At 49.8% G+C, this 15,215-nt stretch carries 11 protein-coding genes; 2 read left to right on the top strand and 9 right to left on the bottom strand.

Features of this window, described 5'->3' with window-relative positions; genetic code table 11:
- Nucleotides 1-35 precede the first annotated feature (35 nt).
- From P2W70_RS13800 to P2W70_RS13760, 9 genes are all read right to left on the bottom strand, one after another.
- The gene (locus P2W70_RS13800) at nt 36-1,106 is read right to left on the bottom strand and encodes a DUF4249 domain-containing protein (RefSeq protein WP_276482061.1); all 1,071 of its coding nucleotides are present in this window, start codon (nt 1,104-1,106) and stop codon (nt 36-38) included.
- 5 nt (nt 1,107-1,111) lie between these two features.
- On the bottom strand, nt 1,112-3,685 hold the full coding sequence (locus P2W70_RS13795) for a TonB-dependent receptor (protein ID WP_276482060.1): 2,574 nt from the start codon (nt 3,683-3,685) through the stop codon (nt 1,112-1,114).
- Between the two features lie 62 nt (nt 3,686-3,747).
- Nucleotides 3,748-4,746 (bottom strand): FecR domain-containing protein, encoded by a 999-nt coding sequence (locus tag P2W70_RS13790; RefSeq protein ID WP_276482059.1) that lies wholly within the window; start codon nt 4,744-4,746, stop codon nt 3,748-3,750.
- A 55-nt stretch (nt 4,747-4,801) separates the two neighbouring features.
- Nucleotides 4,802-5,350 carry an RNA polymerase sigma-70 factor gene (locus tag P2W70_RS13785; protein ID WP_276482058.1) on the bottom strand — a complete coding sequence of 183 codons (549 nt, stop codon included), beginning with the start codon at nt 5,348-5,350 and terminating at the stop codon, nt 4,802-4,804.
- A gap of 75 nt (nt 5,351-5,425) precedes the next feature.
- Nucleotides 5,426-5,674: a hypothetical protein gene (locus P2W70_RS13780; protein ID WP_276482057.1), complete on the bottom strand. Its 249-nt coding sequence runs from the start codon at nt 5,672-5,674 to the stop codon at nt 5,426-5,428.
- The gene (locus tag P2W70_RS13775; RefSeq protein ID WP_276482056.1) at nt 5,671-7,305 is read right to left on the bottom strand and encodes a sensor histidine kinase; all 1,635 of its coding nucleotides are present in this window, start codon (nt 7,303-7,305) and stop codon (nt 5,671-5,673) included. The genes P2W70_RS13780 and P2W70_RS13775 overlap by 4 nt, the downstream gene beginning before the upstream one ends.
- 46 nt (nt 7,306-7,351) lie before the next feature.
- Entirely contained in the window at nt 7,352-7,738 is a 387-nt protein-coding gene (locus P2W70_RS13770) for a response regulator (protein WP_276482055.1), read from the bottom strand.
- Between the two features lie 194 nt (nt 7,739-7,932).
- Nucleotides 7,933-10,635: an ABC transporter permease gene (locus P2W70_RS13765; RefSeq protein WP_276482054.1), complete on the bottom strand. Its 2,703-nt coding sequence runs from the start codon at nt 10,633-10,635 to the stop codon at nt 7,933-7,935.
- Nucleotides 10,636-11,276: 641 nt separating this feature from the next.
- Nucleotides 11,277-12,575 (bottom strand): DUF4861 family protein, encoded by a 1,299-nt coding sequence (locus P2W70_RS13760; RefSeq protein ID WP_276482053.1) that lies wholly within the window; start codon nt 12,573-12,575, stop codon nt 11,277-11,279.
- 519 nt (nt 12,576-13,094) lie between these two features.
- On the opposite strand from P2W70_RS13760, the gene P2W70_RS13755 reads away from it, so the two are divergent.
- Complete coding sequence (locus P2W70_RS13755; RefSeq protein ID WP_276482052.1) at nt 13,095-13,823, top strand: RNA polymerase sigma factor; 729 nt, start codon at nt 13,095-13,097, stop codon at nt 13,821-13,823.
- Nucleotides 13,802-15,007 carry a FecR family protein gene (locus tag P2W70_RS13750; protein ID WP_276482051.1) on the top strand — a complete coding sequence of 402 codons (1,206 nt, stop codon included), beginning with the start codon at nt 13,802-13,804 and terminating at the stop codon, nt 15,005-15,007. Before P2W70_RS13755 ends, P2W70_RS13750 begins: the two co-directional genes overlap by 22 nt.
- The last annotated feature ends 208 nt before the right edge of the window (nt 15,008-15,215 follow it).

Raw genomic sequence — 15,215 nt, 5'->3', positions numbered from 1 at the left:
CTCCTGAATACCAGCAAGATTAGGTTGCAGGAGAATTACCAAAGCGGATCGAAGTAATAAACCCGCTCGCGACGGGCAGCTCCCCCAAAGATCCCGAGCCCATTTTTGATATTCCCTGCAGGCGACGGGAGCTGGTTGGCAGGAATGGCGCCAAAGTCGGCCTTGTATTTTTCGTAATCCAACAGATATTCAAACAACTCTTTGCTCACCGACTTGAATTGAAAACGCACCCTGCCTTTCTGCATGGGGTCGTTGGCTACAAAGAATTGCCTGTCGACGAAACATTTGAGTATATAAGATTGCCCATTGAAGGTTTTATCGTTCAGGAAAAGCCGGCGAAACGGGGTGTGGAGGCTTTCAATGCGGGCGTTTTCCGTATTCACATCTTCGGTAAACAGCTCGAGGCGCAGGTATTTGTTGATGGAAACGGTGTCATTGTAGAGCCGCACGCCCGGATTGTTCTTTACCTGGTCGTACAGCGTCTTCCCTTGCGGCGTCAGATAATCATACCGCAGCCCCTGGTAAATAAAATATTTGCCAGGCTTTACCAGGTCTTTTATGCACTCTACCACATAATAGTCCTCCGTATCGCCAGGGTCCTGAATCTCGAAGGTGATCGCCAGGGTGTTGCGGCCTTCATGCACCACACTCATCGTATCTACAGTGCCCCAGCGGGGGATATTGGGAATATGGGTGCTGGCCGTCACCAAGCCCATGGTAGGATGTTTGACCTCGATGGAATATTTGGTATTTAACCGGAAACGCTTTCGGTTGGTGAAGATGGAAGTTGGATTGGCGGCATACTGCCAGGCAAAACTGGGTTGCAATACCCAGGTCCGGCTACTGTCTTCTTTCAGGGTTACGGTAGCGTCATTCACTTTATCGAACCGAACCAGTCCTCCATTGCCTACTTTGATCGTTTTACCCACCGGTATCTTCACGGAGTCACCAGCCGAGATCTCCGCCAATACCACCAGGTGATCATCCTCGAATTGGTGCGAAGAAAACCCTTTGTTACAAGACGCCATTAACAGACACACAACGGCCAGGCCTATCCAGTGGCAGGTTGTCTTCTGTAGTATACGATATGGTCGTGTGTTGTTCATCTTGTTTAGAAAACCAATGAATAAGATACGTAAGGAGTTATTTTGAAGAACTGGTATTTGGTCGTGACCACCAGCGAACGTTTGCCAAAGGTACCTTCCAGGTCATACACATATTGGTTTGGCGATCCGTATACATTATACACCCCCATCGAAATACGGGAGGCCAGTTTCTCCCGGTGTTTCAGCTCATAAGTGCCAGCCACATCTAGCCGGTGATAAGGTAGCGTACGGTATTGGTTGATAGCGGATGAATGGTAAATAAGCCGGTACTCTTTCGGTGACAGTGGATTCAATATCTGCTGGGCATCATCAAAATCGGGGTAACCGCGGTCGGGCAGTGTAAATACATCGCCGGTGGAGAAGGTCCACAACGTCGAGAAATTCCAGTGTTTGTTGTGCCGGTAAGTAGCCGCTACGTTCAGCACATGACGGCGATCGTATTTGAACGGAAATTTTTCATCATTGTTGATCCCTGTAAAACGACGCCAGTTCCAGGACAAAGTGTAACTGGCCTGCATGTACCATTTGTTGGTGGTCTTCTCGGTCTTCAGCTCCACACCATAACACCAGCCTTTGCCCGATTGTACGTTCTGCTCCCAGTCGGCCGTATTGAGAAAAAGGTTTTTACCTTCTACGTAGTTAGTCACATTGCGCAACTGTTTATAATATACTTCCGCAGACACCACAAACTTGCGGCGATCGCGAAACGTGTAGCCGAGGTTGATCATATCGCATTCTTCCGGGCTCAGCTGTCCGGTGCTGGGTACCCATGCATCACCATTGATTCCGAGGTAAGGATTGGTGACCAGGTGCAGGTACTGTGTCATGTGGTTGTACGCTACACTCACCTGGTGCTGCCGGCTAAGGCGGTAGTTGGCCAACAACCGAGGTTGCCAGGAAGTATAATCATATTCATTATTCGTGAAAAAGGACACATGTATTCCAGGCCTGACATAGAGTCGCTTATTCGGTCTGTACTCGCTTTCGGCAAAATAGACCAGCTCCCGAAAAGCAATGGGTGGGAATTCGGAAAAGTCACCCGGCTTATCAAAGAAGTCTGTAGAAATATTGGAATCGAAGGGACGCACCTTCATGAAATTGGCCCTCACACCTGTAATGATGCGCACCTTATTAGAGGCTGTCAGCTCGAGTCGTGATTGTCCGGTAAACTGCTGAATGGAAGAGTAGGTATTGTATACCCTGTTTTGTACCGAGCTGCCGGTACTGTCGTACAGGTTGTACCGGAAGCCGGCAATATTGCGGTAGCGACTGTAATTGACAGAGGTATTGATGAAGGCTTTGGAACCCAACAGCCGGTTCCATCCGATAGAAGCCGTACGATTGCCCCATTGCTGCCGGTTATTGGTATAATCCTGGTGCAGGGTCAGCTGATCCTCTCCGGCATATACATCAAACATCAACTTGTCCTGCTTGCCGATCCATTGGGTAAACTTGGCATGGACATCGTAAAAGTTGACACCGATCCCGGATTTCATCGCCCGCAGCAAGGGATTGATCCAGCTATGCCGCAGCGACAACATAATGGCCGAGCGATCTTTTTTCACCGGGCCTTCCAGCGTGAGGGAACCTGCCAATACGCCCGCGTTGACTTCTCCCTTCCATTCTTTGAGGTTGCCATCTTTGGTGATCACGTCGATCACCGATGAAAGCCCACCACCATATTGTGCCGGAAAATTACTCTTGTACAGGTGCAGTGATTTGACCGATGCCCGGTTGATGATAAACAACGAACCCAGCATATGGGTGGGATTGAAGACGGTGTTCCCATCCAGCAGAAATACATTCTGGTCGGGACTGCCGCCGCGCACCAGTAACCCATTGGTGATCTCAGGCGTATTCTTCACACCGGGCTGCATATACAGCGACCTGATCACATCCGGTTCACCGAGAAACATATCCTGTACGGCATTGGCCTGCTCTGCCAGGTTCACTTCATCGCCAGTTTTTCCGCCGGCGGTGACAGTTACCTCTTCAATAGCTGGCCTTGGTTGCAGGTTCAGGTCTATACGGGTGTTCTCCAGCAGGTCCAGCTCTACCCGACGCGTGTTGTAGCCGGCATAGGAAATATAAAGGGTTTGCTTTCCTTCAGGAAGCATCACCGAATAGTGGCCAAACGTATTGGACAATCCACCTTTCTGCAGCACAGGCTGCCAGAGCGTTGCATCGGGAAGTGGCTCACCGCTGACCTCATCTTTTACCAGTCCGTACACGGCAAAGTAATTCAACAACAGATCGTCTGGTAACGGAACAGCAGCCGGCACCAATATGACTTTATTATTCTTCTCGACAATCGACAGCTTTTGCCCTTTTAACACTTGCTGCAACACCGAGCCCAGGGTAGCCGGATGGTCATTGAGCACAATGATCCGCTCCGTTTCCACACTGGTGGAGGCGTATTCGATCAGTACTTTGCCGTTTTTGTTGATGTCGTCGAGAAATTCCCGGACAGTGCCTTTGATCAGGGAAGGCTGGAAAGGCCTGTTGGTAAAGGAGAATTTTTGCGCGTGCGCAGTAAGCATACTGCCAAGTAATGCCAGTATGCCCAGAGCCTTTTTCATGCCGTAGTTCCTGTACAATGTATTCGTTGGGGTTGCCGTTGCCGGCCCAACAAAGGAACCATTTATTTCATATAAAAGACGATTTTACCATCTTCTTTTTTAGTCTGCAAACCGGTTACCAACCGGATCTCTTCGAGGGCCTGATCGAGGGGTTGCTGATCAAACCGGGCGTTGACAACGATGCCTGCCAGATCCGCCTGCTGGTTATCGATGGAGATAGGCACTTCGTAGTAGTCTTCCAGGTCGCGCAAGGCCTGTGGAAGCGGGGTATTGTTGAAATGCAGGAGACCGGTATTCCAGGCAATAAAATTGGAATCGGCCACCGCACTTTGGTGAAACTCGTTCTGTTGCAACACAATACGCTGACCGGGTAAAAGCTCCACCTGTTGTTGGCCATCTTGCTTGCTGGCCACCCGCACTTTACCGTTTACCACGATGACCTCGTCTTCCTGATCGGAGGTATTGACGAGGAAAGAGGTGCCCAACACACTGATGCTGGCATTTTGCGTACCTATGACAAATGGGTGATGTTCATCTTTTTGTACCTCAAAAAAACCTTCGCCAGACAGGGTCACCCGGCGCTCCCGCTGATCGAATTGCTCGGGATATTGCAGGGTAGCGCCTTTGCGCAGCTTTACCGAGCTACCGTCGGGCAATACGATGGTGGTATGCCGTTCGGCGGCGATCGCTTTCCAGGCCGGGGATGCTGTACGGCTCCAGGTCCACCAGCCGATCAGTGCAACTGCCAGCAGGGAGGCAGCAATAGCCAGGGGGCGACGGAGCGAACGTATGGGCGTTCTTGCCGCAGGCGCCGGGGCAACATTGGCCGCAGCCTGTTCGTGAATGCGGTTGGCCACTCGGGTCCAGCCCGCGGCTTTATCGAATGAACTATCGGTCGTCAGGCGGAGACTCTCCTGCCACACGATCGCCAGTTCCTCAAACTCGCGCTTGTTGGCGGGGTCAGCTTCAATCCACTGCTGTAGCTGCTGCTGCTCGTCGACCGAAGCACGACCGCTCAGCACTTTGGCAATCAGGTCCATTATGTTATCGGCTTGGTTCATGGAAGGGACTTCATATTTAAGATAAACGTAAAAAACAGGGAAACCCCTATCTGGTTCAATAAAGAAATAACAAAGCCAGTGTTACCAGGAATGCCTGCTTGTTGCGTACGTACGACCGCAGTATCCTGAGGGCCTTACCCATATGGTTTTCAACTGTTTTAATGGAAATGTCCAGCGTTTCACTGATCTGTTGGTAAGAAAGGTCGCTAACCCGGCTCAGCACAAATACCTCCCGGCACTTGGGTGGCAGGGAGCCGATCGCTTCCTGCAACAGGGTGTGGTAATCCTTTCCCGAGCTGGTGGGGGCTGGTTGGTCGGCGCTTGTATCGGCCATATCATAACTGCCCAAATCACCTGTGGCCTGCCGCCGCAGTTGTTCGATATAACTGAGGCTGTTGTTACGGACGGCCCGGAACAAATAGAAGTGAAGCCCTTCGGAACCGATCAGGTCCTTTTTTTTGTCCCAGATCCTGACAAAAGTTTCCTGCACGATGTCCTCACAGGCTGCCTCGTTCTTTACCAGGGTAAAGGCATATCTGCACAAGGGCTCATAATAATCATCGAATGCCTTCTTGAATAGCTGGTATGTAAGATCGTTTTGCATGCAACCGGAGTAAACAGGATCCCCGCATGAAAATACAACAATGGAGTATAATTAAGTGACGCGTAACGAAAAGGTTCAGGATAAGGTTTCCTGCAGAACGGTGGCCACAGCCTGTACCAACTCTACATTGATCTTTGCGTGGCTATCCAACACGTCGGGTGGCAATACTACGCGGTAATTTCTTTCTTCATCGGGCTCGAAATACACTTCCACGTTATCGATTTGGGCTTTGAACCGATGGGTATAGCCCATGGGCTGCCATTCGAGCTCTATTTCTTTGTCTGTTCCGCGATAGGGAACGGTGATGACGATCGTTTCGCTCATGGTTGAGTGGGTCGGTTTGATCCCATGGTCTGCGGTAGGGGAAACAGCATCTGAAAGGCTGCCCCTTTGCCCGGCTGACTACTGGCTTTGATAGCGCCTTTATGGCGCTCTACTATTTTTTTACAGAGTGCGAGTCCAATACCAGTACCACTGTAATGATGCCGGTGATTGAGTCGCTTGAATACCACGAATACCTGGTCGGCATATTTCTGCTCGAATCCGATACCGTTGTCGATGAACTCGAGCTGTACATATTGGCCTGGATACAGGTCATATTCATTGGTATCACCGGCTACCTGTACGATCGAGGTAAATATTTGTATATGCGGCTCCTGCTCACAAAACTTGATGGCATTACTGACGAGATTTCCCAAGAGCTGACGCAGTTGCTGCGTATCTCCCTCTATCTCCGGCAAATGATCGACGGTAAAAGTCGCACGCCGCTGTTCGATCAGCAATTCAAAATCGCTTTTCACTTCGAGCAGCACCTGGTTGAGGTCTACCCTTTGCCATACACTCTCCGTCCGGGAAAGTTTGGAGTAGTTCAACACATCTTTGATCAGGCTCGACATACGCTGGGCAGATACGTTGATCTTGTTGAAGTACAACTCGACCGCCGCTTCGTCATGCAAACTACTCTTCAACAGGTCGGCAAAGGTCTGGATCTTCCGCAGCGGCTCCTGAAGGTCGTGGCTGGCAATATAGGCATATTGCTCCAGCTCATGGTTCGATCGTTCCAGTTCTTCGTTCGTGCGCAACAACTCGCCTGTTCTTTGCACGACCTCTTGTTCCAGTTTTATTTTGAAGCGTGTTTCGCTCTCCCGTATCAGTCTTTCAGTTTCCTTTTGCAAGGTGATGTCACGTAAGATTTTGGAGGCCCCGATAACCCGTCCATCTTTAGACTTTACCGGAGAAATCGTCAGCGAAACATCAATAATAGCACCGTGTTTGGTGACACGCTGCGTTTCGAAGTGATCGACACGTTCGCCCCTGGTGAGGCGTTGTACGATCTGCGGTTCTTCGTTGAGCCGATCGGGCGGGATCAACATGGTGATGGGACGACCGATGGCTTCAGTGGCGGTATACCCAAGTATGCGTTCAGCCGCATCATTCCAGCTGGTGATGGTGCCATCCAGCGTTTTACTGATGATGGCATCGTCCGAAGAATCGACGATGGCCGCCAGGTGTGCCATCCGGACCTCGGTATGTCGGCGCTCTGTGATATCGGTCAGCATATTGACGGCGCCTAGCAGGCCACCAGCGGCATCGTGTATCAATCGTGGTGAAGCCATGATCACGCGGGTGGTGCCATCGGGACGTACTATGCTTACTTCTTCCGCGATGATGGCATGCCCGGCCCGCACGGCGAGGGCCAATGGACTTTCATCGGGTTGCAACCTGGATCCATCTGCCCGGTACAACTCCAGCGAACCAATCCAACGATCGGTGCCTTTCACGGGTTCCCTGCCCCACAAAGCCACAGCGGCCTCGTTGTATTGGCTGATATAACCCTCCTTGTCGCAGTAATACAACGCAACGGGTAGATTATTGAACAGATTTACGTAGAAGTTGGGATGGCCAGGTCCTGCTTCAGGAGAAGATAAGTGATTGTCGTTGAAAGCATCATTCATAACAGCTGCGTTCGTCGGTTACCTGCATGTCGATCGGACATGCATATCATTTAAAAAAATGTGCCAGCATCCTTTTCAGGTCTTCCACGCTGGACTGTTTTTCGAGGTAATCGCTGGCGCCAAGGCTTTGCGTCTCCACAATGTCTTTTTGTTCGGAAGAAGTAGAATAAATGATAACGGGGGTTTGTCTTAGCCGGTCGATCTTTCTAATCTCTTGTAAACACTCTTTTCCATCCATCCGGGGCATGTTGAGATCGAGAAAGATGTAGTCGGGATTGAGGGTTGCTTCGCTGGTCAGACGCGATACCGCTTCAACCCCATCATGCGCAACGATACAGGAGATCGAGGGATTGACGCTTTTCAACACCAGGGTAAATATTTCCTGGTCGTCTATATCGTCATCTATCAGCAGGCAGGTTTTCCCATTATTCATAAGATAGTTGTTGTATCGTGGTGGAAACCAATTACCCAGTTCACTTTATCAGGGTGCAATCAAAGATAAGGGAAAAACATATTCACGCATAGGCAGCACTATGCCTTGCGACATTAGATACCCTACCGGCAAAGTCGGGTATTACGGCGGGAACCGCCTGCACGATGCAGCGGTGTTTCGAAAAAAGCTATCAATTACTCATTGCGCAGTGCCTTGATCGGGTTGGCAGTAGCTGCGCGCAATGCTTGGGTCGCAACAGTGCAAACGGCAATCACCAGGGAAATAGCGCCGGTAATGCCAAAAATCCACCAACCGATCTCGATCCTGTAGGCAAAATTGCTCAACCAGGCATGCATCAACCACCAGGCGATCGGCGAAGCCACTACGAAAGCGATCAGGACGAGCTTCAGAAAGCCTGTCGACAAAAGGGCCACCAGGGCAGACACGGAAGCGCCCAACACTTTGCGTACGCCCACTTCCTTGATCCGGCTTTCTGCCATATAGGTAGCCAGCGCAAAAAGTCCGAGACAAGAAATAAGGATGGTGAGACCGGCAAAGACGGCAGCCAGTTGGCCGGTATTTTGCTGACCTTCGAACTTACGTTTGTGTACATCCGTAGCGAAGTAATAGTCGACCGGATAACCGGGATTGTATTGCTTAAACACCTTTTCGATCTTTGCCAGTGTTTCTTTACGCTCATCTTTGAGGCGGAAACTGACTGCGCCAAATTGATCTTTATAAGGTCCTTGAAGAACAATGGGACTCATTTGTTCAAAGGGAGATCCTGGTACAAAATTGCCAACAACGCCCACTACATGCCAATCGACCTGACCATCTTTGATAATAACGCCAATGGGTTGTTTCAGCCCCATTTGTTGTACTGCCATTTCCGATAGCAACATGGCCGTAGAGTCAGTCGCATATTTAGCGGGTTCGATATCCCTGCCCGACAAGATCTTAATACCCATGGTACGCGAAAAATCTTCATCGGCGAGAAATTGTGAGAAGGCTATGCGTTGGTTGGGTTGTTTACCTTCCCAGGTAAATTGATCGGTATTGCTCCATATATCCGTGATGGGCGAGTTGGTGCGCGTTACGTCGGTAGCCAGTCCCTGATCGAGCAGATCCCGTTTGATGAGCCGGAAATTCTTCGACATGTCGCCCTTGACATACACAAACGCCAGCTTATCGAGGTTGACGCCGATATCCCGTTGCTGCACATGTATGATTTGCTTATAGATCACCATCGTGCAGATGATGAATAGGATGGCAAAAGTGAATTGCACTACCACGAGCACTTTGCGGGGAGTAACCAGGGCATTGACCGCCTTGAAGGTTCCTTTCAATACTTTTACTGGCCTGAAGGCAGAGAGATAAAAGGCAGGATAGCTGCCCGCGAGTACGCCGGTCATGATGACGAAGCCCAGCGCGGCCAGCCAGAAGCCTGGATGACCATAGGGTATCTGCAGTTGCTGCCCGACCAGGTTATTGAACCAATGCAAAGCCGACTGGGCGATGAGCAATGCGACGGCACCCGCTACCAGCGAGATCATCAGCGATTCGCTGATAAACTGAAAGACCAGCGAACCTCTGGCAGCCCCGGCCACCTTGCGGATACCTACTTCTTTTGCCCGCTTCCCGCTACGGGCTGTACTCATGTTCATGTAATTGATACAGGCAATAAGCAGGATAAATGCAGCGATGATCCCCATCAGGCGGGCTACTTCAATATCCCCGCCAACGCTCTGTCCGTTTTCGAAGCGACTCCAAAGTTGCCATTTCCGCATGGGGTGCAGGAATATTTGGGTAGTCACTTTGGGATCGCTTTCCGGGATAGCATTGACCAGCAGTTTATTGGCAGCTGCTTCGCTAACACCTTCTTTCAACAGTACGATGGTCGCTACAGAACTGCTCCCCCAGTCGTTGTTTTCCCAGGTCACATCTTTCATATAGCTCCAGGGAACGAGGTAGTCGAACCGGAAGCTGCTGTTGTTAGGAATTTTGTCGAGAATCGCCGTGACCGTAAAATTGATGTTGCTGTCGATACGGATGGTTTTGCCCAGTGCTTCTTCCTTGCCGAAAAGGCGTTCGGCTGTCTCCTGCGTCAATACGATGGAGTATTTATCCAGCAGCGCCGAAGCTGGATTGCCCTTCAGCAGCGGATAATCGAATACGTTGAAAAAGGAGGGATCAGTGAGAAAGCCTTGTGCCTGCAATTGTTTGTCGCCGTGCTTGAGTACAAAAGCGGCTACCCAATTGAGACGAACGGACTCTTCCACCTGGGGCCATTTTGCTTTGAGCACAGGAGCCAGGGGATGTGCCGTGCCGCTCCATACGTTGGTTTGTCCGTCTTGTATTTCCCGGCTGTATACCTGGTAGATCCGGTCTGCTTTGGTGTTGAAGGTATCGTAGTTGAACATATGGTGAATCCACATGAGCAACAACATGGCGCCGGCCATGCCTACTGCCAGTCCGATGATATTGATAGAGGAAAAGGTCTTGTTGCGCAGCAGGGTGCGACAGGAAGTTTTTACATAGCTGTTGAGGAGGCCGCTTTTATTGCGCAAGGTTTTGAACAGGCGTGCGCCGGGTGAGGTTTTTTTCTTCCAGGTAACACGGTGAGCGATGGGGGTCGGGGTTCTGTTGCTTGGGGACGACGGTGGTTGCTGCTGCGCTTGCTGGGCGGCCATTTTCTGTTTCATGCGGTTGAAGGCAGCCTCCGCCTCTTCCGTGTCATCGGAAGACGACATTTGCCAATATTGCAAAACTGCCTCCATTTGGTAGGCGAGTTCAGGCCGCTGCCTGATGAGCCTTTCGAGCTCTTCTACTTCTTGTGGGGTGGCCTCTCCAGCGAGTTTGTGACCCAGCAACGTCCAGATACGATCTTGTTCCTGCATGGCTATATGTTGGATTTGATCGATAGCGTACAATAGCGGCGTATTTGTAACATACGCTGTGCCAGTTTACTATTCATATAATTATCAAATATTTACAGTAGAACTTGCTGCTTCCTGACTGTCCGGTTTCGCACAGTTCGTTCGCATTTGCCGGACAACCCGTTGGTGACCGCTGCCTCCCCTGGACTCGCCCGCGCGCGCCAGGAAATTGAGCGGGCGAAAGGTGGGTGGAATGCACGCCAATAGTACGCACTATGGTGAAAAATAGCTCCACACATAGCACTATACTGCTCTACACATAGCACTCAACTGCTCTAGGCAGTGCTATGTGTAGTATATTTCCATGCCATCTGCTGGCTTATATCAGACAGGTTATCATACTATTAGCGTGCTATTCGCGTACATTCGGCCAGTTAACTAAGTGCTAGAAACACCCATAAGACAATAATAATAAATACATTATACCTATATCACACCTTTCATATAACAAAAAAGGCTTACGTGAAGGGTAAGCCCTGGTCCTATTGTGACGCTAGGTTTTCTGGAATTGTTACAAAAGAGCGCGGTATTGTTTTGCAGGTAGCGCAATGCTCGCCTTTTGGCATTCCCGTCACGGAGGTGCCATCGGTTCGACTATCGGTTTACTTCCAGCTCAATTTTACCGGTGTGCCCCGGATGATCTCCTGGGTCAGGAAACTACGGAAAGTGGTCGCCGTCGCGAACTGTTCGTCGCTGGGTTGCCAACCTGCATAGAAACGGAAGGTGGCGGCATCCTCGCGCAGCTTTAATACGACAGCATAGGTATTCTGTACATCGGTATTGCTGTTGGGTGTGGTGAGATAGCTATCAAACAGGTCATTGGCGGTGAGTATAGCCATACCGAGGTTGTCTTTGTTTTCGCTTTGCGCGTCGTAGGTGTACAATGCTTTGTAACCAGCGGTATCGATGGTAGCGGATTCCTTGCTGTGCAGGTTGACAATACCGGTCACCAGGCGGGCGTCGGCGGGAGCGCCACTGAGGTAGACTTTGCTTTCGTAGCAATATTGTCCGCCCCAAATAGAGATCTCTTCTGTTATAGCGATCGGCTTGGTGGAATCGATGGCTTTCCAGGCGGGGTATTTCATCCGGAAGATAGCGCGTACAGGGCCGTCGGCCAGTTTTTCATATTGGATAGGCCCCATATTGATACCACCGAGTCGCACGAGGGTGTCTTTGCCGGTGGCATCTTTCAGCAACAAGGCCAGGGAGCCTGCTCCCAAGGATTTGCCGACTTTCAAAACATCCATGCCCCAGTCAGCTTTTGCGTGGTAGTTGTTCGCGGTATCCACGCCAACTTCGTCCAATACCATCCGGGGGGTGGTTTTACCCCAGATGTCTTTTCCGTTACGTACGTCGAAATAAATGCGAAAACCTACTTTATCATTTTCCCAGGCTGGTCCTTCGGTGAGGAAGGGTGGCAGGGGTTGTTTGCTGAAATCGGTGGCGGGCTGGCCTGCAGGGACGGAGTCTTTGGCGAGGTCATCTCCGAAACTGTTGTCGGCATTTTTGCGTTTGTGGCGTACGTGGGCCAGTACGGCAGCTTTGATGGTAGCGGGTGCGTCGGAAGCGGTTAACTGCAGCGTTTTCTGCTCACCACTTTTCAGCGGCAGCAGGAAGGCAATTTCATCCCAGGCGCCGTCGCCGTCGAGGTCATCGTGTTGTACGACCAGCGGGCGTCCTGCATCGGTAGCGACCATGTATTTACCGGGGGTGAGGCTATCTACCTGGTTGATCAGTTCCGTTCGTTTGAGTACGACGAGTTGAGCCGGTCGATCGATCGTCGTATTATCGATCACGAGTTGGCCGGTTCCTTTGGCTGGTTCTCCGCAGGAGAAGAGGGTTGTAGTGCCGATCAATAGGACGAAAGCAGTCTGTTGAAAACAGGAACGATGCTTAATCATGTGCTGTAAGAAATTGATGATGGCACAATTTAAAAGCTTTATCCTGAAAAAGTGGAACTGCTGTCCATTAGTGATGCGATTGGCAGTTCCTGATTTGGGAAATTATTGACAAGTATCAAATAACATTTCCGTCTTATATATCAGTTTTTTCCATTACTCTCAGGGGTGAACGCTACAGCTGGAAAAGTGACGAATGTGTAACATAATACCTGTGTGCATTTAGGATTAATTTTTGTAATGTTGCATTTGCTGCGGGCCAATATTGATCGGCAATTATTAGTTCGCTGCAGTCCGGCATCTATTCAGTTTCAGTTAGCTCCTCTCCCCTTATCAAATGAACTGTTTGCCGGGATTTGTTTATTATATAGTTACATCTTCCCTGAACAGGTTAAGCCTTATCTATTTGCTATGATGCCCACCAGGCATTGGTAATTACTATTTGATTTATTGAACCATTAAAACAAGCGACGACTACCGCGTCATGCGATGACCCCAAAGTTTCAGGATAACTCGTATTGGATGCTCTCCTTCCGGGAGGGAAAGCCGGAGGCATTCCGACGGGTGTTCAATGAACATCACCGGGCACTTTGTTTTTATGCCATCAAGATGGGGCTGGAAAAAGAGGAGGCGGAAGACATCGCTGCCGATTCTTTTACGAAGTTGTGGCATGGTCGTATGCAGATTACTTCCGAGGAGCATATCAAGGGTTTTCTGATCACCGCTACCCGCAATGCTGCGCTCAATCTGCTGAAGCAGAAAAAGCGCCGGGCGGCTTCTAACAATGAGCTGAGCTATCTGCTTGCCGACAAGGAGGAAGATTTTTTCCGCAAAATGGTGGAGATCGAATTATTGCAAAAGCTTCACCCGCATATTGAAAACCTTCCCAAGAAGTGTAAGGCGGTCTTCAAACAAATCTATTTTGACGGGGCGAGTACTGAAGAAGTAGCGGCCAATCTGGGGATTAGTGCGCGTAATGTATTGAATCAGAAAGCTCGTGCGCTGCAATTGCTACGCGATAAAATATTGCTGATTATACTGATAAACACCTTATTAGGTCTATGCCTGTCGGGTGCACAGGCAGCTACCGGTACACCTCCAGCGGGGCTGATGCAGCCCGCCGGAAAAAAAAGTAAAAAATCTTTTTGTCAAAGAGTCACTACTCGCTGTTTATATAATCGTACTCGCGAGGGTACTGGCTCGAAAACTCAATTACTACCTTATTTTTTATGGAAAAAGTCGAATACATAGCAGGGCTCATCCTGAAGCATAGGGCCCAGACTTTGACCAATGAGGAACGAAATGAGTTAGAGCGGTGGCTGAACGAATCTGAGGAGAATCGCTCTTTGTTACAGGAATTAACGGATAACAAGACCTTGATTGACCGTTTGAGGGTTTATAACCAAATCGACGGGGATGCTGTCTGGCAAAAAACTATGCAGCATATCGCTCAGGAAGGTAGTCTGATCCCGCTGCATCCTCCCAAAAGTGTTTGGTGGAAGTATGCGGCAGCCGCTGCGGTGGTGTTGACAGTCTCCGTAGTGGGATGGCAATACCTAAGGCCGGTCAACCAGGAAGCAACAGCTGGCAACCTGCCTGTGAATGCGGCTAACAACGACATTTTGCCGGGCGGGTTGAAAGCAACCCTGACACTGGCAGACGGAAAACAGATCGACCTTGATCAGGTTGCTGATCAATCGGTGATAAAAGAGGGTAATGTGTTAGTGATGAGAAAAGGAGGTCAATTGACTTACAGTGGTTCATCATTACCCGGATCAGCAGTTCTTTATAATACAGTCACCACGCCAAAGGGTGGTAAATTCCAGGTAAAGCTTCCTGATGGAAGTATTGTCTGGCTAAATGCGGCTTCATCATTGCGTTTTCCTATAGCCTTCGCCGGTAATGAAAGAAAAGTTTCATTAACCGGTGAGGCTTTTTTCGAAGTTTCCCGTATGACGGACAAGCCTTTCCGGGTGTCTGTTACGACGCCACTGGGTGATGGGGGAACGGTAGAAGTGCTGGGAACGCATTTTAATATTGACGCCTACAGCGATGTAGCGCTGATGAAAACCACGCTGGTAGAGGGTTCTGTGAAACTCACGACTCCTACTGCGGAACAGCAGATCCTGCAACCGATGCAAACCGCTGTGGTTAACAGGAAGGGGATACTGGATGGAATAGAAGCGGCAGACGCTACAAAGCCGGTTCCCTGGGTAGAGGATTTGATCAGCCTGGAGGGTAATATCAAATCGGTATTGCTGGAGATTGGGCGCTGGTACAATCTCACCGTGGAGTTTAAGGGAAAAATCCCGGAGCAATCATTGAAAGGAAAGATCCCGCGGACCATGTCGATCGATGAATTGGAGAAGTTGTTGAAATCGCAGGGATTGAAGTTCGAGTTGTTACGAAAAGAGCGAAAAATAGTATTGATATAGTTAGCAATCAGTAATTTAACGAAGAGGTCACACAAATTAATTGGAACAATAGATTTCCCATTAATCATTAAACCATCCTGTGCTGCATGGCAGAGAAACATGCAGCAATCTTTTTCTACTGCGGACCAAGAGCTTATATTTGCTCAAGGTTCGCAGTTTTTTTTTGAAATTTTATATCCCTGGTGAAGAACTGAAGTCTGGTTAAGCG

This window comes from Paraflavitalea pollutisoli (assembly GCF_029360705.1).
GTDB classification, from domain to species: Bacteria; Bacteroidota; Bacteroidia; order Chitinophagales; family Chitinophagaceae; genus Paraflavitalea; species Paraflavitalea pollutisoli.
The sequence above is the reverse complement of the archived record's forward strand: the minus strand, read 5'-3'. Positions and strand labels throughout refer to the sequence as shown.

Coding starts and splice junctions, on each gene's coding strand:
- P2W70_RS13770 (WP_276482055.1), bottom strand. CDS start 7,738: ATGAATAATGGGAAAACCTGCCTGCTGATAGATGACGATATAGACGAC.
- P2W70_RS13790 (WP_276482059.1), bottom strand. CDS start 4,746: ATGAACCAAGCCGATAACATAATGGACCTGATTGCCAAAGTGCTGAGC.
- P2W70_RS13800 (WP_276482061.1), bottom strand. CDS start 1,106: ATGAACAACACACGACCATATCGTATACTACAGAAGACAACCTGCCAC.
- P2W70_RS13755 (WP_276482052.1), top strand. CDS start 13,095: ATGCTCTCCTTCCGGGAGGGAAAGCCGGAGGCATTCCGACGGGTGTTC.
- P2W70_RS13765 (WP_276482054.1), bottom strand. CDS start 10,635: ATGCAGGAACAAGATCGTATCTGGACGTTGCTGGGTCACAAACTCGCT.
- P2W70_RS13760 (WP_276482053.1), bottom strand. CDS start 12,575: ATGATTAAGCATCGTTCCTGTTTTCAACAGACTGCTTTCGTCCTATTG.
- P2W70_RS13775 (WP_276482056.1), bottom strand. CDS start 7,305: ATGAATGATGCTTTCAACGACAATCACTTATCTTCTCCTGAAGCAGGA.
- P2W70_RS13795 (WP_276482060.1), bottom strand. CDS start 3,685: ATGAAAAAGGCTCTGGGCATACTGGCATTACTTGGCAGTATGCTTACT.
- P2W70_RS13750 (WP_276482051.1), top strand. CDS start 13,802: ATGGAAAAAGTCGAATACATAGCAGGGCTCATCCTGAAGCATAGGGCC.
- P2W70_RS13780 (WP_276482057.1), bottom strand. CDS start 5,674: ATGAGCGAAACGATCGTCATCACCGTTCCCTATCGCGGAACAGACAAA.
- P2W70_RS13785 (WP_276482058.1), bottom strand. CDS start 5,350: ATGCAAAACGATCTTACATACCAGCTATTCAAGAAGGCATTCGATGAT.